The organism is Cellvibrio mixtus subsp. mixtus J3-8 (assembly GCF_000766945.1).
Taxonomy (GTDB): domain Bacteria; phylum Pseudomonadota; class Gammaproteobacteria; order Pseudomonadales; family Cellvibrionaceae; genus Cellvibrio; species Cellvibrio mixtus_A.
The window spans coordinates 131,999-151,868 of sequence record NZ_ALBT01000032.1; the positions used below are offsets into that span (position 1 = coordinate 131,999).

The following is a 19,870-nucleotide window of genomic DNA, read 5'->3' on the forward strand; positions in this document are numbered from 1 at the left end:
TTTAGGCTGGGTTTAGTGCAATTACAAGTGGTGTTCAGGTAAATATGAAAATACTGCAGCGCTTGTAATTTGCTGGCTTGCCCCCAATATGAGTTAAATCTTGTAACTAATGCCTTATTTGTGCGTCAAAAAGGCGTTAAGCTGTGAAAAATTCGACGATTTCAGCCGGCAAATATGCCAGTATCTACCGCCCGCTGTTAGTGCAATAAGCAAATCGCTGGCCGTCAAACCTAATTGATGTAACTGTGAGGATTTCTCCTTGAATGATATAACCAAGAATTTGGTGCTTTGGCTTGTTATTGCCGTAGTCCTTTTTAGTGTTTTTGAGGGCTTTAACAAACAGTCAGGTAATAACACTTTGAACTACTCGGATTTTATCGCCAGTGTACGCGATGACCGTGTGCAGGAAGTCACTATTGATGGATTGGTCATCGAGGGAACCTATAAGGATAACTCGACGTTCAAAACCATTCGTCCGCAGGTGCAAGACCCCAAATTGATTGACGACCTTTATAACCACAATGTGGTGATCAAAGGTCGTGAAGTTGAGCAGCCCAGTTTGCTCAATCAGCTTTTAGTTGCCAGCTTTCCAATCCTTATCATCATTGCCGTGTTCTGGTTCTTTATGCGACAGATGCAAGGTGGCGCCGGCGGTAAAGGCGGCCCGATGAGCTTCGGCAAAAGCAAGGCGCGCTTGCTCGGTGAAGACCAAATCAAAACGACTTTTGCCGATGTTGCCGGTGTTGATGAAGCTAAAGAAGAAGTGCAGGAACTGGTGCAATATCTGCGTGATCCATCTAAATTCCAGCGCCTGGGGGGTCAGATACCACGTGGTGTATTGATGGTTGGTCCACCAGGTACCGGTAAGACATTGCTTGCCAAAGCGATTGCCGGTGAAGCCAAAGTCCCTTTCTTCTCTATTTCCGGTTCGGACTTTGTTGAGATGTTTGTGGGTGTCGGTGCGAGTCGTGTGCGCGACATGTTCGAACAGGCCAAGAAGCAAGCTCCGTGCATTATTTTTATCGATGAGATCGATGCGGTTGGCCGCCATCGTGGTGGCGGTCATGGTGGTGGTCATGACGAGCGTGAACAAACCCTCAACCAGTTGTTGGTAGAGATGGATGGTTTCGAAGGTAATGACGGCGTCATTATTATCGCAGCTACCAACCGTGCTGATGTTCTTGATAAAGCATTATTGCGTCCAGGTCGTTTTGACCGTCAAGTGTATGTAGGCCTGCCTGATATTCGCGGTCGTGAACAAATTTTGAAAGTACACATGCGTAAAGTGCCATTAGATGAGCGTATTAGTGCCTCGGTAATTGCACGCGGCACCCCTGGTTTTTCGGGTGCTGAGCTGGCGAACCTTGTTAATGAAGCCGCATTGATGGCCGCTCGTGCTAACAAGCGCCTGGTGACAATGGAAGATTTCGAGAAAGCTCGCGATAAAATCATGATGGGTGCTGAGCGTCGCACCATGGTGATGAGTGAGAAAGAAAAAGAAAATACCGCATACCATGAAGCGGGGCATGCGATTGTTGGCCGGATTGTTCCAGAGCATGATCCAGTGCATAAGGTTACTATTATTCCGCGTGGTCGCGCTTTGGGAGTGACCCAATTCTTGCCCGAAGCGGATAAATACAGTCTGAGTCGCCGCGCACTCGAGTCCAGCATTTGTACCTTGTTTGGTGGTCGTATTGCAGAAGATATGACCCTGGGTGCTGACGGAATTACCACTGGTGCTTCCAACGATATTGAGCGTGCAACTGCAATTGCCCGTAATATGGTTACCAAATGGGGCTTGTCCGCAAAGCTGGGGCCGCTTCATTATGGTGAAGAGGAAGGAATGTACCCAGGTATGGCTACCCAGCAATACTCGGATGAAACATCCAAAAATATTGATGAAGAAGTGCGTCGCATCATCAATGATTGTTATGCGCGTGCACAGAAAATCCTGGAAGACAATCGCGACATTCTTGAAGCAATGAAAGATGCATTAATGGAATATGAAACTATCGATGCTGAACAAGTGGATGACCTTATGTCTCGCCGCAAAGTGCGCCCTCCACGCGAATGGAATGACGATGATTTTAATGGTCACATGCGCGACAAAGATGCCGGTGAATCTTCCTCTGGTCCAATCGGTGGCCCTGCGAATACCCATTAATTAATTTCAATTTCTATAAGAACCCCGAGCTTGCTCGGGGTTCTTTGTTTTTGTCGATTTGTATTTCGAGGCTAAAATGCAGCCATCTTCTCAATCATCCCTATTGGTCTGTGGAAAACACCAGCTCGATACCTCCTGTCCCTTGGTTATGGGTATTTTGAATACCACACCTGACTCCTTTTCTGATGGTGGCAATAATTATATAGATCAGCATTTATCGCTTGACCTGGCATTGCGCAGGGCAGAGCAAATGCTTGCTGAAGGCGCAGTAATTATTGATGTTGGTGGGGAATCAACTCGCCCCGGCGCAGCGATTGTTTCCGAGCAGCAAGAGTTGGATCGGGTAGTACCGGTAGTAGAGGCTTTGGTGAGTAAGCTGGATGCAATAGTGTCGGTCGATACGAGTACGGCATCTGTTATTAGAGAGTCTGCTAACCATGGGGCCAGTTTGATTAATGATGTGCGTGCGTTAGAGCGAGAAGGAGCGCTTGCGGCGGTGGCCGCAACAGTTTTACCTGTATGTCTAATGCATATGCAAGGTCAGCCAACAACTATGCAAAACAATCCTGTTTATACAGATGTTGTAACTGAGGTTCGCCAATATTTAACGGCAAGGGTAGAGGCTTGTGTAGCTCAGGGAATTTCCAGGGAGCGAATTATTCTTGATCCCGGATTTGGTTTTGGTAAAACACTCGCGCATAATCTCGCGCTTTTAAAGCGCCTGCCTGAAATGGGCGATTTAGGGTTCCCGCTATTGGTGGGGGTGTCCCGGAAATCGATGCTGGCGCAACTGTTAAATCGTGGGGTCGGCGAACGTCTGCCCGGGAGTTTGGCGTTGGCTATGTTGGCAGCACAACACGGTGCCGCAATTATTCGTGTGCACGATGTAGCTGCTACGGTTGATGTATTAAAAGTTCTCGCTGCCGTGACTGATTAATCATTGACAGCGATATTATTTTTTAGCGGAGTAAGGGTATATGTCTCGCAAATATTTTGGTACTGATGGTATTCGTGGTCTGGTTGGCGAATTTCCAATTACTCCGGATTTTATGCTCAAGCTCGGCTGGGCTGCCGGCTGCGTACTTAAGGATCGTTTTGATGGACAAAATATGATTCTTATTGGAAAAGATACGCGCATTTCAGGCTATATGTTTGAGTCTGCTTTGCAGGCTGGTTTGATTAATGCTGGTGTGGATGTGGGCTTGCTTGGGCCAATGCCGACACCGGGCGTTGCTTATTTAACGCGTACATTCAAGGCGCAGGCGGGCATTGTGATTAGTGCTTCCCACAATAGTTACGTTGACAACGGCATTAAATTTTTTGGCGGTAATGGCAGCAAGTTGCCTGATGAATTGGAAAATTTAATCGAGCAACAACTTGAACAACAAATGTCGACAGCGGAAAAGCTCGGTAAAGCACGTCGTATTGCTGATGCATCAGGTCGTTACATTGAGTTTTGTAAAGGCACTATGCCGTGGGGATTCAACCTTAAGGGGATGCACATAGTGCTGGATTGCGCTAATGGAGCCACTTACAACATAGCCCCGGATGTGTTTACCGAACTCGGTGCCCATGTCACTTCTCTTTTTGTTGAACCTAACGGCACCAATATTAATCGCAGTTGCGGCTCAACCAAGCCGGAGGCGTTACAGGAAAAAGTTGTCGAACTTGGTGCGGACCTGGGTATTGCTTTTGATGGTGATGGTGACCGGGTGGTTTTTGTCGACCACAAAGGTGAGCTGGTTGATGGTGATGAATTGCTCTACATCATTGCAGCTTATCAACATGAATATGCTGGTGGTTGTGAGGGGGTTGTAGGCACATTGATGAGCAATTTTGGTTTTGAGTTAGGGCTAAAAAAATTAAATATCCCTTTTGCCCGTGCAAAGGTGGGTGACCGTTACGTAATTGAATTGATGCGCACAAATGGTTGGCGTCTGGGCGGTGAAAACTCCGGCCATATTGTATGCAGCAATGTTACTACTACCGGTGATGGAATTATTTCTGCCTTGCAGGTGTTGTTGGCAATCACAACCATGGGGGACTCATTGCATCGAATCAAAAAAGCGATGAACAAATTGCCCCAGGTGATGATTAACGTGCATGTTTCCAAACGAATTGATTTAAGTAGTAATGAATCGATTAATGCGGCGGTAAAATTAACGGAAGAAAAGCTGGCCGGTACTGGTCGTGTACTCTTGCGTCCCTCCGGTACAGAGCCGGTAGTCAGGGTTATGGTGGAAGGAGAGGATAAAAAACAAGTGAAAGAGCTGGCCCAGGAGCTTGCAGCGGTAGTAGAGGCTTCTGTGTAAAGCGGAAAGCTTATGCAAGGACGGCGTTAAGTTATTAGATAGGTTCTGTGTCTGAAAATCGGTCAAAGCGCAGAATTTATATTCAGGGATTGATTAATTGCCGGGGCTTTTCAGTCAAAGCGAGATAAAAACGTAGAAAAATCAGGGGTTATGCCAAGATTTGGTTGTATGTTCAAACCATCTTGGCTACCATTAGCGCCCGCTTTGGGGGAGGTATTGCTGTTGAGTAAAGCAAGTAACGCCAAGCGTCGCCAGCTGGTGGTTGGCAATTGGAAAATGAATGGAAATTTGCGTGAAAACGCGGATTTACTTGTTGCGATAACCAATGGGTGGCAAGGAGAGCATGGTGCAGATGTTGTAATCTGCCCTCCATTTCCATATCTAAATCAGGTTCGGGAAATTTTGCATAACTCTCCAATTATATTGGGAGCGCAAACCGTACATGATCAGGATAAAGGTGCTTTTACCGGCGAAGTTTCCGCATCAATGCTTGCAGATTTGGATTGCAAATTTGTAATAATTGGTCACAATGAGCGCCGCCGGATGCAGCATGAGTCAGACCAGCAAGTCGCAGAAAAATTTGCGGCTGCTCAAAAGGCAGGTTTGACTCCGATTTTGTGTGTAGGTGAATCCTTACAAGATCGTGAACAGGGAATATATCTTGAAACCATAAGCAGACAACTTAATGCGGTGTTTGCGCATACCGGAAAAGATGTGTTCGATAAAGCGGTATTGGCTTATGAGCCTGTTTGGGCTGTAGGTACCGGAAAAACTGCAACGCCAGAGCAAGCGGAAGAAGTGCATAAATTTATGCGAGCCCAGCTCGGTGCATTGTCAGAAAAAGTAAGAATTTTGTATGGTGGCAGTGTCAAAGCACATAATGCACAACAATTGTTTGCATTGGCAGATATAGACGGTGCTTTGCTCGGTGGAGCATCTCTGGATGCTAACGAGTTTTTAGCAATATGTAAGGCCGCTGAATAATTCGCAGTTGGTCGATAAGCATAAAAACGCTCACAAGAGAGTTTTGCAATGGAAAAATTTGTACTGATTATTCATTCACTGGCTGCGTTGGTTATTATCGGCCTGGTGTTATTGCAGCAAGGTAAAGGTGCTGCCGCTGGTGCTTCATTTGGTGCTGGTGCTTCACAAACTGTATTTGGTAGTGAAGGTAGTGGTAACTTCTTCACTCGTGCAACATGGGTTATTGCATTTTTGTTTTTTGCTACCAGCTTTGGTTTGGCAGTAATTGCTAAAAATCATTCAAAAGTAGCGACACAAGGTTTGGTTGTTCCAGCAGTACAACAAGCTCCTGTTTCTGATGTTCCAGCAACATCAGCTGCACCGGCTTCAGATATTCCAGCAGCTACAACTGCTCCAGCGGCGCCATCTGATGTTCCAGCCGTTGAAAGTCAGGCAGCTCCTGCTGATGCAGCACAACCTGAAGAGAAGAAGGAATAAATTAAGTTTTTGCCCCGGTGGTGGAATTGGTAGACACGCTATGTTGAGGTCGTAGTGGCGAATGCTGTGCCGGTTCGAGTCCGGCCCAGGGCACCAAATCGTAGACTGAGAAAATCTGATACGTACAAAAAACCCGCATTTATTGCGGGTTTTTTGTTTTTGTAAAAATAAAATATTGCAGGAATCGCTAATAATTATTGACTGGAGCAGAGGGGAAAATTAATTGCTCGCATATTGATTGCCTCAAAATACGAGCAATTAATAAAAGTTATATTTAAGGTTAGCCGGCTAACCCAACATATACTTCATGTACATCATCATCATTGTCGATAGCAGCGAGAAATGCTTCTACTTCTGCCAGCGCTTCACCACTCAGGTTTACAGGGTTTTTTGGACGATAACCAAGTTTTGCGGATACTACTGTGAAGCCTTGGGCGGGTAATGCTTTTGAGACCAGGTCCAGATCGGTCAAATCAGTATAGAACGTCGCACTTCCATCATCTTCTGCCTCAAAATCCTGGGCGCCCGCTTCGATTGCCGCCATTTCAGTATCGGCTTCTTTATTAGCCGGGGTGGCCTCAATAATTCCCAGGTGATCAAAATCCCAGGAGACTGAACCGGATGTGCCAAGCTGGCCTTTACGGAATAAGCCGCGAATGTTGGAGATAGTACGGTTCACATTGTCGGTAAGGCATTCAACGATCACTGGGACTTGATGAGGAGCGTAGCCTTCATAGGTAACTTTTTCATAGTTGATATTGCCATCAAGCTGGCCTGACCCTTTTTTAATGGCACGCTCTAATGTCTCGCGAGTCATCGAGGCTTTTTTGGCGGCTTCCACTGCCAGGCGCAAACGCGGATTCATATCCGGATCGGCACCATTGCGTGCAGCAACCATAATTTCCTTGGTGAGTTTGGTAAATAATTTACCTTTAGCATTGGATGCTTCTTCTTTATGCTTTGCTTTCCACTGTGCGCCCATAATTATCGCCTCTGTACTACACAAAAAATTGTGTGTGGTGGTTATTGGTAGGGGCGCGATTTGTTGCGCCCGGATTTATCTGGTTTCGATACGCTAGAAATCAGGACGCAGTAATTGCGCCGCTATAAATTAATTTTTATGCAATGCCGTATTTAATTGCAGGGCACTTTTATTGGTAACCACTTCAACGCGCCCGGTAATGGAGTTGCGGCGGAATACTAAATCTGAAACGTTTGCCAACTCCCGTGCTTTCACGGTTTTAACTTCGTTACCCTCATCATCCAGGACAACAGCTTTGGTTCCCGCCGTTATATAAAGCCCTGATTCTACTTTGCAACGATCACCCAGCGGAATACCTATGCCGGCATTAGCGCCAATCAGGGATTCCTTGCCCACAGAAATCACTATGTTGCCGCCACCGGAAAGAGTGCCCATAGTCGAGCTTCCGCCGCCCAAATCTGATCCTGCGCCAACAAATACGCCAGCGGAAATGCGACCTTCAATCATTGCAGGGCCTTCAGTGCCTGCATTAAAGTTTACAAAGCCTTCGTGCATGATAGTGGTACCTTCACCCAGGTATGCACCCAGGCGAACGCGTGCGGTATGTGCTACGCGCACACCTTTCGGTACTACGTAGTTAGTCATTTTGGGGAATTTATCCACACAGGACACTTCCAGCTCCTTGCCATCTAACCGTGCTTGCAATTGGCGAGCAGGTAAGTCATTAACATCTATTGCTCCCTCATTGGTCCACGCAACGTTTGGCAATATCCCGAAAATTCCCGTTAAAACAGTACCGTGTGGTTTCACCAGTCGATGTGATAACAAATGCAATTTCAAATAGCCTTCTGGTACTGATGCAGGGTTGGTGTCAGTAGCAAGTAATGTGGCGACCAGCGGGCGTTTACTATTGGTCAATGCTTTGGCGATTTCTGCTTGCGCCGTATCACCGGCGATAGTTAACGCTTGCACGATTTCACTTGCTTGATTGTTGCTAATCGCAATTGCCTGGTTACCTTCGGTATAACCCACAATATTGGCAATGGCGCGAGCGCTACCTTGCGACGGGTTGAGTACGGGCAATGCATAAAATACTTCCAGCCATTCACCTTTGGAGTTTTGAGTGCCTATACCTAAACCGAGTGCATAGAGTTGAGTCATGATAGTTCCTGTTTTATTTCAAAAAATTAGCTAAAAATTTTACTATATTCTGCATCTTTAAATCCGACATGCTTATATTTGCCGGTATCCAGCAGGGGGCGTTTGATTAGTGTCGGATTGGTTGTGATGATTTTTGTTGCGCTCTTTTCATCGAAACTGTTTCTGCTGGTTTCATCCAGTTCTTTCCATGTGGTGCTGCGTTTGTTAACAATTGTTTCCAGCCCCAATTCGTTAATCCAGCTGCTAACCTGGGCTTCAGTTAATCCATCAACACGAAAGTCGTGAAATCGATAAGCTACATTATTTTTTTCCAGCCAATCCCGTGCCTTTTTTACAGTGTCACAATTCTTAATACCGTAGAGTGTGTTCATTGTTTTCTCTTTAAATTATTACGCCAGTACCCTGAAGCCAAATTAAATTGAAGGGAGTTATGCCTTTAGCGTTAACTTCGGTTTCTTGCGATTCGGATAGCAGGTTTTGCAAATGCCACACACAGTCCCATCGCAGCTGCGCGCCGAACAGTGTTCGCGCCCGTAATAAATAATTTGCAGGTGCAATGCATTCCAGCTTGATTCCGGAAATAATCGTTTTAAATCTTTCTCGGTTTGCACTACGTTTTTGCCGGTCGTTAAGCCCCAGCGCTGGGCAAGGCGGTGAATATGGGTATCTACCGGAAATGCCGGGTGTCCAAAGCCCTGGCTCATTACAACGCTGGCAGTTTTATGGCCAACACCGGGTAATCGTTCCAGCGCCTCCCAATCTTCAGGAACTTTTCCATCGTGTTCCTGAACCAGTATTTTTGAGAGCACTGAAATCGCTTTTGATTTTTGTGGTGATAAACCGCAAGGACGAATAATTTCCTGGATTTTTTCAACGGGTACTTTTGCCATGTCATAGGGATTATCCGCCACCGCAAATAATGCCGGTGTTACAGTATTGACGCGTTCATCTGTGCATTGTGCTGATAACAATACCGCAATAAGCAACGTGTAAGTATCTTTATGTTGCAAGGGAATGGGAGGCTGTGGGTAGAGCTCCTGCAACGTTTGGAGGATGAATGCTACCCTTGCCGCCTTGGTGAGATTTTTTTCTGTATTCATGATTACAGGGACTGAACAAATTGCTTGATGCGTTGCGCCGCTTCTACACATTCTGCCAGCGGAGCGACAAGTGCCATGCGCACATAATCTTCACCAGGATTAAGCCCGCCATTCTCGCGCGCTAAAAAGCTGCCGGGTAGGACGGTGACTTTTTGTTGCGCAAATAGTTGTTGTGCGAACGCTTCACCTTTGATGGGTGTTTTTGCCCACAGGTAAAAGCTGGCATCAGGTTTGGTGACTGGCAATACACCGGCTAATACATCCAGAACCGCATCAAACTTTTCACGATAAGCGGTGCGATTTTGAATTACATGATTCTCATCTTGCCACGCGGCTACACTGGCTAACTGCGTTGGCACGGGCATGGCGCAGCCATGATACGTACGATAAAGCAAAAATTTTTCCAGGATTTTTGCATCGCCGCCAACAAAACCTGAACGCAATCCCGGTAAATTGGAGCGCTTGGATAAACTATGAAAAACCACGCAACGCGAAAAATCATCGCGACCCAATTCGGCACAGGCTTGCAGTAAACCGGCTGGTGGATTGGCTTCATCAAAATATAACTCTGAATAGCATTCGTCAGATGCGATGACAAAGTCATGTTGATCCGCCAGCGCAATAAGTTCTTTGAGTTGCGATGTGCTCATTACTGCACCGGTCGGGTTGCCTGGCGAGCAAATAAATAACAATTGGCAGCGTTGCCAGATAGCAGCAGGTACGGCGGCAAAATCGGGAATAAAATTATTATCCGGTGTGCAATTTAAAAAATATGGCTGGGCACCGGAAAGCAATGCGGCACCCTCATAGATTTGATAAAAGGGGTTGGGTGAAACAATTACTGCATCGGTTTTATTGCGGTCAACAATTGCCTGCGCGAATGCGAACAACGCCTCGCGAGTCCCGTTAACCGGTAATATATGTTTATCGGCGTTAAAACTGCCTGAATTTAATTTGAAACGCTTGCTTGCCCAGTTGGCAATAGCTTCGCGTAATTCCGACAAACCTTTTGTGGTTGGGTAGTTGGAAAGTTTAAACAAATTTTTGGTTAATGTTTCCAATACGAAAGCCGGCGGCTCATGTTTTGGCTCACCAATCGATAACATAATATCTTTTAAATGCGCAGGCGCTGAAACAGCCGCCTTGAGTGCTGCGAGCTTTTCAAAGGGATAAGGATGTAAAAGGTTTAAATCCGGATTCATGGTGGCTTATCTAATTTGGTGAAAGTTTTGCTCGATTAAAGTTTGTCGACGCGCTTATCCAGTTGTTCGCGAATTTCTTGCTGTAATCTTTCACAGACAGATGCATCGCTCAACGGTTTTTCGTCGCTGTCGACGATAAAAAATATATCTTCGACGCGCTCGCCTAATGTGGCGATTTTTGCATTTAATAATTGGATATCAAAATCCATGAAAATTCTACCGATGCAGGCCAGTAGGCCTGGGCGGTCCGGGCTGATAACTTCCAGCACACTGCAGTTGCGAATAGTGTCGGTGCTTAACGACGTGCGAGTAGGGGATGCAAAATATTTAAGGCGACGTGGTGTGCGGCGGCCAATAACATCACGATAATTATCGACCAGGCTCAATTCATCTACCAACGCGTGCTGGATTTGTTTGAGCAATGTTGCATTGTTCCCGAGCGGTTTTCCGTCTTCATTAAGTACAAAGAAGGTATCAATTGTGTAGCCGGATTTGGAACTATAAATTTTCGCATCCTGAATGCTAAGATTTAATTGGCTGAGTGCAGTAGCTGCAGCAACAAAGACGTTTCTCTGGTTTTTGCTGTACACGAAAATTTGTGTTGCGCCCGCCAATTCCTTGCTGGTTGTTTTTTTGATCAGCACCAGCGGTTTGTCATCGGTTCGTGCGGCTATAGCTTGTGTATGCCATGCAATATCCACAAAGTTTTCGCGCAGGAAATAATCATCGCCCATATCCCCCCACAGTGCCAGAACTTGTTCCCTGCTGAGACCTTTACGTGCGAGCTTACGAATTGCCGCCTGTTGGGTTTCTTCAATTAAATCGTGCTTGTCGACAGTGTTTTCCAATCCTCGACGCAACGCACGGCGGGTGTCCAGGTAAAGCTGGCGTAAGAGGCTGGCCCGCCAGGTGTTCCATAATTCTTTATTGGTGCCGTTAATATCTGCAACCGTGAGGCAATATAAATAATCCAGGTGCAACTGATCGCCGACTGTCAACGCAAATTTATGAATCACTTCGGGGTCGGAAATATCCTGCTTCTGGGAAACTTGCGACATCAATAAATGTTTTTCAACGAGCCAACAAATCAAGCGCGTCTCGCGCGGTGAAATGCCATGGCGAGTACAAAACTCTTCAGCATCTACTGCGCCCAGTGTTGAGTGGTCGCCCCCCCGGCCTTTGCCGATGTCGTGATATAAACCAGCGATATACAGCAATTCGAGTTTGGGCAGGCGCGTCATGATATTAGCCGCAACCGGAAATTCTTCTTTGGCTGATGGCAGCAGGAAGTTACACATGTTTTGCACGACTTTTAGTGTGTGTGCATCTACTGTGTAAATGTGAAATAAATCGTGCTGCATTTGGCCGGTAACCTGCCCAAACTCTGGCAAGTACAAACCGAGAATTCCATAACGCGACATGCGTTTTAACTGTTCAACCAATCCAGCCGGTTGTTGTAAGAGTTTGATAAACAGTTGGGTATTTTTGGGATTGGTGCGAAAGTTATCATCAATTAAATGACGACTCTCGCGAATCCAGCGGATGGTGGACGCGCGTACACCTTCAATCTGTGGATTTTGTGCCATCAGCACAAACATTTCCAATAATGCAGACGGGTTTTCTTCAAATACGTAAGTGTGTGTGGCTTCGATAAAATTATCGCGCAGCTGGAAGCGCTCATTAATCGATACCACGCTTTTGGTTTTGCCTTTTTGTAAAATTGCTTCAGACAAGAATTGCAGGACTACATCATTCAATTCGCGCAATGCCAGTACGGTACGGTAGTACTTATGCATAAATTGCTCGACTGCCAAACCTTCATGGTTATCGGTATAGCCAAACAATTTTGCGATTTCTCGTTGGTAGTCGAATAGCAACCTTTCTTCGGCGCGTTTGGCGACCATGTGCAAAGCGTAGCGCACGCGCCATAAATATTCTTCGCCACTATTGAGAAGTGAAAATTCTTCGTCGGTAAAAAAACCTTTACCTTCCAATTGCTTCAAAGTGCGCACACCAAAGTAGCGCTTGATTACCCAGTTGATCGTTTGAATGTCCCGCAAACCGCCCGGTGCATTTTTGATATTGGGTTCGAGGTTGTATTCGGTATCGTTATATTTCTTATGGCGTTCTTGTTGTTCCTGATACTTTGCACGGAAAAATTCTTCTGCCGACCAGATTTTTTCTGGAGCCGATGCTTTCAACAATTCCTGGCGGAGCGATGGATCGCCGACCAGTGTGCGCGATTCCATAATGTTGGTTGCAACTGTGATATCTGTGCGCGCAATTTCAATAGTTTGTTTTACTGTGCGCACACTGCTGCCAATTTCCAGGCCGATATCCCACAAAAGGGTGAGGAATTTTTCGATATTATTTTTGCTGCGTTCAAATACTTCCGGGCGATGCAGAATTAATAAATCAATATCCGAACCGGGGTGCAGCTCACCGCGCCCGTAACCACCAACTGCCTCCAGGCTGATACTGTCCGGCCATTCAAATTGATGCCATGCATAATGCAATACACAGTCGATAAACAAAGCGCGTTCATAAACCAGTGCACGAATATCTTCACCTTCAATAAAACGGCGATTGGCCTGGGTACTGGCAGCATTGATCGCATCTTTAAAGACGGTAATGATCGGCTTCTCAGCAAGTGCCCGGCGAAAGCGGCTTTGGTCAAAAAAGAATAGTGGCCGTTCAAAATAAGGCACAGAAGACATCGACATGGGTTTACCGGGTTCTTGGGTCGGTTGTGGTGCGGGGCCTGGTTGATCGGCGCGCATGCCAAGCACGCGCGCAATCCAATCGTTAATAGCCATTAATTAAAAACTTCACCGGCGCGAGCGGTAAAAACTTCCACACCGTCTTTGGTGACGATCATGGTGTGCTCCCATTGTGCGGAGAGTCGGCCATCTTTGGTTTCTACGGTCCAGCCATCGCTTTTTAATTTGGTGTGTGGTTTGCCAGCGTTGATCATAGGCTCGATGGTAAAGCACATGCCTTCTTTCAATTCCATTCCGGTACCCGGGCGACCATAGTGAAGAATTTGCGGGTCTTCATGGAACACTTTGCCGATGCCGTGACCACAGTATTCGCGCACAACTGAATAATAATTTCCTTCGGCGTGCTCCTGGATCACGTGGCCGATATCGCCCAGGCGGCAGCCCGGTTTGACCAGTTTAATCGCTTTATACATGCATTCCTGGGTAACCTTCACCAGCCTTTCGGCGTGCGGCGTGGGTGGCCCTACGAAATACATTGCACTGGTATCGCCGTGGTACCCCTCATAAATCACCGTCACATCGATATTGATGATGTCGCCGGTTTTAAGGACTTTTTTTTCTGAGGGAATTCCGTGGCAAACCACCTGGTTGACTGATGTGCAAATGGACTTGGGGAAGCCGCGATAGCCCAGGCAAGCGGGAATTGCTTTTTGCACATTCACAATATGGTCATGGCAAATTTTGTCCAGTTCAGCGGTGGTTACGCCGGGTTGGACGTACTGGCCGATCATTTCCAGTACTTCGGCAGCCATGCGGCCAGCAATGCGCATTTTTTCGATTTCTTCCGGGGTTTTGATAGTAACTGACATGAATTCAGGGCATCTCAACGGTTGAATAAAAAGTTGCAGGCATTCTAAACGATTCAAGCCCTTTTTTGGCCCAAATCAGACGCGATTGTCATTAGCTATATGTGCTTTTTGCTTAATTAGCGCTCAAATATGGCGTGCGGCGGGTATAGCGGGGTTTTGGTTGTACTTTAATGTTCTTATCGATGCTGGATCGTATATTGCGCTAAACAATAAAAGGGTGCATGTGCACCCTTTTTGTTCGAGTGATTTTGTATGTTGGGGTTACACGGCGCGGGCGCGCAATGATGAAAGTGCGTGGATCACCCCGCGCAATTCTGCCAAACCTTTCATGCGGCCGGCATAAGAATAACCGGGGTTGATGCCTGCTTTGCCAATTTCATCGCCCATTAAGTGGCCGTGATCGGGGCGCATGGCAATGGCGGGCAAGCTGCTACCTGCTTTTTTGCGGCGATCTTCTTCATCCAGCAGTGCTTCAATCAAGCCAACCATATCGTTATCACCATCCAGGTGATCCGATTCAAAGAAGGAGCCATCCTCCTCTCGTTTGATATTGCGCAGGTGTACGAAATAAATGCGATCACCAAACTCACGTGCCATGGCAACCAGATCATTATCACAACGGGCTCCATAAGAGCCGGCGCAAAGTGTTAAACCATTGGATGGGCTTGGTACGGCATTGAGCAGTGCGCGAGCGTCGTCAGCAGTTGAGACAACGCGCGGCAAGCCAAAAAGTGAAAAAGGCGGGTCGTCCGGGTGGATTGCCATGCGCACCCCGGCTTCTTCGGCAACAGGAATTACTTCGCGCAGAAAAGCAAACAGATTAGCGCGCATACCTTCATCGCCCATTTTGATGAACAGGTCGATAGCGGTACGGATTCCCTCACGATCATAAGAGCCTTCACCACCGGGCAAGCCGGCAATGATATTTTTTTCCAGCAGGGTTTTCTCTTCGTCACTCATTGCATCCAGGCGCGCCTTGGCTTTGGCAAGTACATCTGGGCGATAGGATTGCTCGGCATTCGGGCGTTGCAGGATGTAAACATCGTAAGCGGCAAAATCGCTCATTTCAAAACGCAGGGCACGCGCGTTGTTAGCGAGGGTGTAATTCAGGTTGGTGCGGGTCCAGTCGACTACTGGCATAAAGTTGTAGCAAACATCCTGGATGCCAGCTGCGCCTACATTGCGCAATGATTCCTTGTAGTTGTCGATATATTGCTGGAAGTTGCCGGTGCGGGTTTTGATATCGTTGTGAAGCGGAATGCTTTCGATCACTGCCCATTCAAGTCCTTGATCTTCAATCAGTTTTTTGCGCTCCAGGATATCCGCCATCGGCCATGCGGCACCTGTTGGAATGTGATGAAGCGAAGTGACTATACCGGTAGCACCGGCTTGGGCGATGTTTTGCAGGCTGACGGTATCTTTAGGGCCAAACCAGCGCCAGGTTTCTTTCATGATGAGGTCTCTGGAGTTTTTTGTTGGTTGATTCAACTAGTGTACAAGTTGAATCGAACGCAGCCTAGAGGGATATGCAGTTCCTTACAATCACTGGAATACCGGCCTGGCTTGCCCGCAATGCGGTTAGGTATAAGGGATTTAGGTTTAACTGGCGGTTTTTTTGTGGTATAAAGCGCGCCTCTTTTTCCAAGGCTCCGTCCGGAACACTGGGAAAGCGAGAAAATCCATTATTTATTTAACAAACGTCACACATACATCGACACGCAAAACCTGGGTGCCTAATGTTTGGCTCTACCTCAGTAGAGAAACTGCAAACATGCTGGTTGGTGAGCGGGGTGTATGGAGGCCTAACCCAGTAGGAATACTAAAATGCCACAAGTAAGCATGCGCGACATGTTGTCTGCCGGTGTCCACTTCGGTCACCAAACCCGTTACTGGAACCCAAAGATGGGCAAATACATCTTCGGTGCGCGTAACAAGATTCATATCATCAACCTGGAGCACACTGTTCCAGCGTTCAATGAAGCACTGGCCCTGATTACCCAGTTGTCTTCACAAAAGAAAAAAATCCTGTTTGTTGGTACCAAGCGCGCGGCGCAAAAGACCATCAAAGAGCAAGCTGAACGCGCTGGCCAACCATATGTTAGCCACCGCTGGTTGGGCGGCATGCTCACCAACTACAAAACCATTCGCGCTTCTATCCGTCGCCTGTCTGACCTGACTACCCAAAGCCAGGACGGTACGTTCGCCAAGCTGACCAAAAAAGAAGCTCTGATGCGTACCCGTGATATGGAGAAGCTGGAGCGTTCTATCGGCGGTATCAAAAACATTGCTGGCCTGCCTGATGCACTGTTCGTAATCGACGTTGACCACGAGCGCATTGCGATCCAGGAAGCTAACAAGCTGGGTATCCCTGTTATCGGTATCGTTGATACCAACAGCAACCCTGAAGGTGTTGACTACGTAATTCCTGGCAACGACGACGCCATCCGTGCGATCAAGTTGTATGTATCTGCAATCGCTGATGCGTGCCTGGAAGGTTCCAAGTCTGCTTCTTCTGTGCCAAACAAAGATGAGTACGTTGCTGCCGAAGGTGCTGCTGAATAATTTCAGCGGCCGCAGTAATTAAACGACAATATGACCCTGCTAGCTTCATGCGCAGGGTTGTCGGAAGAGGGGGCTAGGGCCCCCTTTTTTAACGTGAATTCGAACACTTTTATTGAGGAATTAACCATGAGCGCTGTTACTCCTGCACTGGTAAAAGAACTGCGTGATCGCACTGGTCTTGGCATGATGGAATGTAAAAAAGCCTTGGGCGAAGCCAATGGCGACATCGAGCTGGCGATTGAAAACCTGCGTAAAGTTTCTGGCTTGAAAGCGGCCAAGAAAGAAGGCCGTACTGCTGCTGACGGCGTTGTGGCTGTTAAAGTTGCTGCTGATAACAGCTACGGCGTTGCTATCGAAGTTAACTCTGAAACTGACTTCGTTGCGCGCGATGCCGGTTTCCTGGCATTCGTAAACAGCGTATTGGAAAAAGCATTCACTACCAAGCAAACCGACGTTGCTGCGGTAATGGCCGGTGAGTTGGAAGCTGCACGTGAAGCACTGGTACAAAAAATTGGTGAAAAAATCAGTGTGCGCCGTATCAGCCTTGTTGAAGGTGGTGTTGTTGGCGGTTATTTGCACTTGAATAATCGCATTGCTGTGTTGGTGCAATTGGAAGGTGGTAGCGAAGAAGTGGCTAAAGATGTTGCTATGCACGTAGCGGCAGTTAACCCGCAAGTAGTTAGTTCTGACCAGATGCCAGCTGACGTGGTAGAGAAAGAAAAAGAAATCATTCGTGCCCAACCAGATATGGCTGGCAAACCAGCTGAAATCGTTGAGAAGATGATTGGCGGCCGCATCAGCAAGTTCCTGAAAGAAGCTAGCCTGGTTGATCAGCCATTTGTTAAAAATCCGGAGCAAACCGTTGCTCAATTCGCCAAAGCTGGCGGCGCAACTGTGAAGAGCTTTGTGCGTCTGGAAGTCGGTGAAGGCATCGAAGTTGCGGTTGTGGATTTTGCTGCTGAAGTTGCTGCGCAAGTAGCTGCTGCTAAAGCCTAATTCGCTTTTTGCAAAAAGATATAAAAAACCCGCGCAGGGTAGCTTGCGCGGGTTTTTTTATGAAACATATTTTTGTGTCGGAGTAATGTGGCGTAGTTGTCTTGTTCCTTGTTGCTGTCTAGGCTTTGAGCTTCTTGTTTGCTGCTTGCTCGCTTCCAAATGACCCTAATATTGTGCCAGGAAAGGATTGATAAAAAATGCAAACCAACGTGCAGGCTCCTGCTGATCACTCCAGTCAGCATCAGGCGAAATCCGAGGCACAAGTTGTTGTTGATCCGCAATTGTTATTTGATGATCAGCGGGATCACGCGGCGCAATTAAAATCCGTTCAGGCAAGTATGGCGGCCAGCCCGCATCAGCAAAATTTGCAGACGTTGCAAGCCAAAATGAAAACCACTGCATCGTCAACGCAATTAAAAGCACAGCAAAAATCCAACAACACAGGGTTGCCTGATAATTTAAAGGCGGGGATAGAAAACCTTTCCGGGATCAGTATGGATCACGTGAAGGTCCACTATAACTCCGAAAAACCTGCACAGTTGAATGCCCATGCATACGCCCAGGGGAGTGAGATTCATGTGGCACCGGGGCAGGAAAGGCATTTGCCGCATGAGGCATGGCACGTGGTGCAGCAGGCGCAAGGCAGGGTTAAGCCAACGGTACAAATGAAAGGGAATTTGTTGGTTAATGATGATTCTGGCCTGGAGAGTGAAGCTGACATTATGGGGGCGAGGGCATTGCAGATGGGTGGTGTTCACGCGACAGGATTAAAAGAGGTAGCTCCTGTTTTATCGGTACCTCATCAAATGGTTGGTGTAATTCAGGGGGCAGGACTAAAGCTGTTAAGTGATTTTGATGGAACCCCGTTTGGGGAAAGTGATTTACCGGCACTCTATAAATTGATACAGGATATTGATAATGCGGGGTCAATCGATCCTGATCTGGATCGAATTAATAATATCCTCACCGTGTTTTACAAGTTGTCAGGTGGTTGGGAAACCGGTCTCTCAGATGTATTGACGCCCATTTTAAAAAAGCATGGTGATGAAACAGGAACGCCTCCTTCGAAAGTTGAGTATGGCCCTGTGAGTTCATATTCAGAGGGTGGGCTTGCGCGCGGTAGCTGGATGCGAGCCAGTCTATTAACGACGAATCCTGGTGATAATCGTGGTTCGGATGCCACTGGTTCGCGCTGGGGGGTTAATGTGGAGGGGCATTTGCTGAATCATTTGTTGCATGGTCCGGCAGAGGCAAAGAATTTCGCTCCTTTCTCGCGGCAACTGAATGGTGTCCATTCAAAGAATATCGAAGATCCATTAAAGAAAATGATTTATAACGAGGCGCGATATTTTGCTTATGAAGTGAAGGTGGAGCCGGAAACTGGTAATAATTCAGCTACTTTTGTGCCCTCACATATTCTTTGCGTTATTGTCGAACTCGATAAGGCTGAACCTCATAAGCCATTAGAGGGGGGATACAAAATGACTGCGAAGTTGACCAATGGTCTGTCAGCCACATTTACCGGGTCAGCTTCGGGGCGGCCACCTGGTGTCCACGATGCGCTGGAATTAAATTCTGGTGAAACAAGCGGTATGACGCTGGAGCTGGAGGCGCAATTTAACGCCTTATCGATTCCCTGGAGCATGGAGTATGGCGGGGTTGTTCGCCAGGTTCTTGAGGCTGCATATGATGCAATCACTGGTTATCAGCGGGGGAAAGGTAAGATTCCTCAATCTGGTATGCGGGAGAGGGTTTTATACCTTCCCAAGACAAAAGTGGATTTCGGTCAAGTCAGTACACTTGCGTTAAGCTCTGATGAGGATATTGAGTATGATGTGGCAACGTCAATGAATGCGTTCCCATTAACAATGAGACCGGGAAATACATCAGGTTCTGAGCCTGAGTCTGATGGTAATTGGTCTCCCTACCTAAAAGGGCATCTGCTGAATCATCATTTGCATGGTCCGGCGATTGATAAAAATTTGACACCTATGACAGGTTCGCTGAATCAGCAGTTTGAACGAGCAGTCGAGGCGCCGTTAAAAGAGGCTGTGATGGAGGGTGGGGGAGTATACTCATATTCAGTCACCATGAGCGACTCACCTGAGCTTAATGATGAGGAGCCTTTCGATGCGCGCGGTGGTTTTTTCCCTGCCTCCCTTTCTTATGTTTCATATTCCTACAAACCCAAACAGGGAAAAAGTGGCACCGAATTGGAAAACGCGGACAATTGGGAACGGAACAAGTTATTTAAAAAGGGCACGCTCTACAACACTTCTTCAAGTAAAAAATCTCCAGATAATGATTAATTCATTCGGTGGGTGTCTGTTGTACAGGATGT

At 47.1% G+C, this 19,870-nt stretch carries 16 protein-coding genes and 1 tRNA gene; 9 read left to right on the forward strand and 8 right to left on the reverse strand.

Features of this window, described 5'->3' with window-relative positions; translation table 11 throughout:
- Positions 1 to 259 precede the first annotated feature (259 nt).
- From ftsH to A596_RS00615, 6 genes are all read left to right on the forward strand, one after another.
- Positions 260 to 2,164, forward strand: coding sequence for an ATP-dependent zinc metalloprotease FtsH (gene ftsH, locus A596_RS00590; protein WP_039911899.1), 1,905 nt, complete (start codon positions 260 to 262; stop codon positions 2,162 to 2,164).
- Positions 2,165 to 2,240: 76 nt separating this feature from the next.
- On the forward strand, positions 2,241 to 3,101 hold the full coding sequence (folP, locus tag A596_RS00595) for a dihydropteroate synthase (protein ID WP_084127860.1): 861 nt from the start codon (positions 2,241 to 2,243) through the stop codon (positions 3,099 to 3,101).
- Between the two features lie 40 nt (positions 3,102 to 3,141).
- Positions 3,142 to 4,476, forward strand: coding sequence for a phosphoglucosamine mutase (glmM, locus tag A596_RS00600; RefSeq protein WP_039911901.1), 1,335 nt, complete (start codon positions 3,142 to 3,144; stop codon positions 4,474 to 4,476).
- A gap of 168 nt (positions 4,477 to 4,644) precedes the next feature.
- A complete protein-coding gene (gene tpiA, locus A596_RS00605; RefSeq protein WP_084127862.1) occupies positions 4,645 to 5,460 on the forward strand; it encodes a triose-phosphate isomerase in 816 nt (271 codons plus the stop codon).
- A gap of 48 nt (positions 5,461 to 5,508) precedes the next feature.
- Positions 5,509 to 5,937, forward strand: coding sequence for a preprotein translocase subunit SecG (gene secG / locus A596_RS00610; protein ID WP_039911902.1), 429 nt, complete (start codon positions 5,509 to 5,511; stop codon positions 5,935 to 5,937).
- An 11-nt stretch (positions 5,938 to 5,948) separates the two neighbouring features.
- Positions 5,949 to 6,033 (forward strand) — tRNA-Leu (locus A596_RS00615).
- A 184-nt stretch (positions 6,034 to 6,217) separates the two neighbouring features.
- Here the strand turns inward: A596_RS00615 and A596_RS00620 are convergent.
- From A596_RS00620 to uxuA, 8 genes are all read right to left on the reverse strand, one after another.
- Positions 6,218 to 6,919, reverse strand: coding sequence for a YebC/PmpR family DNA-binding transcriptional regulator (locus A596_RS00620; RefSeq protein WP_039911903.1), 702 nt, complete (start codon positions 6,917 to 6,919; stop codon positions 6,218 to 6,220).
- 129 nt (positions 6,920 to 7,048) lie between these two features.
- The gene (gene dapD / locus A596_RS00625) at positions 7,049 to 8,080 is read right to left on the reverse strand and encodes a 2,3,4,5-tetrahydropyridine-2,6-dicarboxylate N-succinyltransferase (RefSeq protein ID WP_039911904.1); all 1,032 of its coding nucleotides are present in this window, start codon (positions 8,078 to 8,080) and stop codon (positions 7,049 to 7,051) included.
- A gap of 26 nt (positions 8,081 to 8,106) precedes the next feature.
- Entirely contained in the window at positions 8,107 to 8,451 is a 345-nt protein-coding gene (locus tag A596_RS00630) for an ArsC family reductase (protein ID WP_039911906.1), read from the reverse strand.
- A gap of 57 nt (positions 8,452 to 8,508) precedes the next feature.
- Entirely contained in the window at positions 8,509 to 9,180 is a 672-nt protein-coding gene (gene nth, locus A596_RS00635) for an endonuclease III (RefSeq protein ID WP_039911907.1), read from the reverse strand.
- Positions 9,181 to 9,182: 2 nt separating this feature from the next.
- On the reverse strand, positions 9,183 to 10,382 hold the full coding sequence (dapC, locus tag A596_RS00640; protein WP_039911908.1) for a succinyldiaminopimelate transaminase: 1,200 nt from the start codon (positions 10,380 to 10,382) through the stop codon (positions 9,183 to 9,185).
- A 35-nt stretch (positions 10,383 to 10,417) separates the two neighbouring features.
- The gene (locus A596_RS00645) at positions 10,418 to 13,105 is read right to left on the reverse strand and encodes a [protein-PII] uridylyltransferase (protein ID WP_039912118.1); all 2,688 of its coding nucleotides are present in this window, start codon (positions 13,103 to 13,105) and stop codon (positions 10,418 to 10,420) included.
- Between the two features lie 92 nt (positions 13,106 to 13,197).
- Positions 13,198 to 13,971, reverse strand: a complete 774-nt coding sequence (map, locus tag A596_RS00650; protein ID WP_039911910.1) for a type I methionyl aminopeptidase — start codon at positions 13,969 to 13,971, stop codon at positions 13,198 to 13,200.
- A 261-nt stretch (positions 13,972 to 14,232) separates the two neighbouring features.
- On the reverse strand, positions 14,233 to 15,423 hold the full coding sequence (gene uxuA, locus A596_RS00655; protein ID WP_039911912.1) for a mannonate dehydratase: 1,191 nt from the start codon (positions 15,421 to 15,423) through the stop codon (positions 14,233 to 14,235).
- A gap of 372 nt (positions 15,424 to 15,795) precedes the next feature.
- Between uxuA and rpsB the strand changes: the two genes are divergently transcribed.
- The 3 genes from rpsB to A596_RS22510 all read left to right on the forward strand — a co-directional run bounded on the left by rpsB (position 15,796) and on the right by A596_RS22510 (position 19,838).
- Complete coding sequence (gene rpsB / locus A596_RS00660; protein ID WP_039911913.1) at positions 15,796 to 16,533, forward strand: 30S ribosomal protein S2; 738 nt, start codon at positions 15,796 to 15,798, stop codon at positions 16,531 to 16,533.
- Between the two features lie 126 nt (positions 16,534 to 16,659).
- Positions 16,660 to 17,529: a translation elongation factor Ts gene (gene tsf / locus A596_RS00665; RefSeq protein WP_039911915.1), complete on the forward strand. Its 870-nt coding sequence runs from the start codon at positions 16,660 to 16,662 to the stop codon at positions 17,527 to 17,529.
- Between the two features lie 197 nt (positions 17,530 to 17,726).
- A complete protein-coding gene (locus A596_RS22510) occupies positions 17,727 to 19,838 on the forward strand; it encodes an eCIS core domain-containing protein (RefSeq protein ID WP_235425582.1) in 2,112 nt (703 codons plus the stop codon).
- Positions 19,839 to 19,870 lie beyond the last annotated feature (32 nt).

Excerpts from the sequence above, each read along its gene's own strand:
- uxuA (WP_039911912.1), bottom strand. The coding sequence starts at position 15,423 with ATGAAAGAAACCTGGCGCTGGTTTGGCCCTAAAGATACCGTCAGCCTG.
- dapC (WP_039911908.1), bottom strand. The coding sequence starts at position 10,382 with ATGAATCCGGATTTAAACCTTTTACATCCTTATCCCTTTGAAAAGCTC.
- A596_RS22510 (WP_235425582.1), top strand. The coding sequence starts at position 17,727 with ATGCAAACCAACGTGCAGGCTCCTGCTGATCACTCCAGTCAGCATCAG.
- glmM (WP_039911901.1), top strand. The coding sequence starts at position 3,142 with ATGTCTCGCAAATATTTTGGTACTGATGGTATTCGTGGTCTGGTTGGC.
- dapD (WP_039911904.1), bottom strand. The coding sequence starts at position 8,080 with ATGACTCAACTCTATGCACTCGGTTTAGGTATAGGCACTCAAAACTCC.
- secG (WP_039911902.1), top strand. The coding sequence starts at position 5,509 with ATGGAAAAATTTGTACTGATTATTCATTCACTGGCTGCGTTGGTTATT.
- A596_RS00630 (WP_039911906.1), bottom strand. The coding sequence starts at position 8,451 with ATGAACACACTCTACGGTATTAAGAATTGTGACACTGTAAAAAAGGCA.
- A596_RS00645 (WP_039912118.1), bottom strand. The coding sequence starts at position 13,105 with ATGTCGATGTCTTCTGTGCCTTATTTTGAACGGCCACTATTCTTTTTT.
- tpiA (WP_084127862.1), top strand. The coding sequence starts at position 4,645 with ATGTTCAAACCATCTTGGCTACCATTAGCGCCCGCTTTGGGGGAGGTA.
- tsf (WP_039911915.1), top strand. The coding sequence starts at position 16,660 with ATGAGCGCTGTTACTCCTGCACTGGTAAAAGAACTGCGTGATCGCACT.
- map (WP_039911910.1), bottom strand. The coding sequence starts at position 13,971 with ATGTCAGTTACTATCAAAACCCCGGAAGAAATCGAAAAAATGCGCATT.
- A596_RS00620 (WP_039911903.1), bottom strand. The coding sequence starts at position 6,919 with ATGGGCGCACAGTGGAAAGCAAAGCATAAAGAAGAAGCATCCAATGCT.
- folP (WP_084127860.1), top strand. The coding sequence starts at position 2,241 with ATGCAGCCATCTTCTCAATCATCCCTATTGGTCTGTGGAAAACACCAG.
- nth (WP_039911907.1), bottom strand. The coding sequence starts at position 9,180 with ATGAATACAGAAAAAAATCTCACCAAGGCGGCAAGGGTAGCATTCATC.
- rpsB (WP_039911913.1), top strand. The coding sequence starts at position 15,796 with ATGCCACAAGTAAGCATGCGCGACATGTTGTCTGCCGGTGTCCACTTC.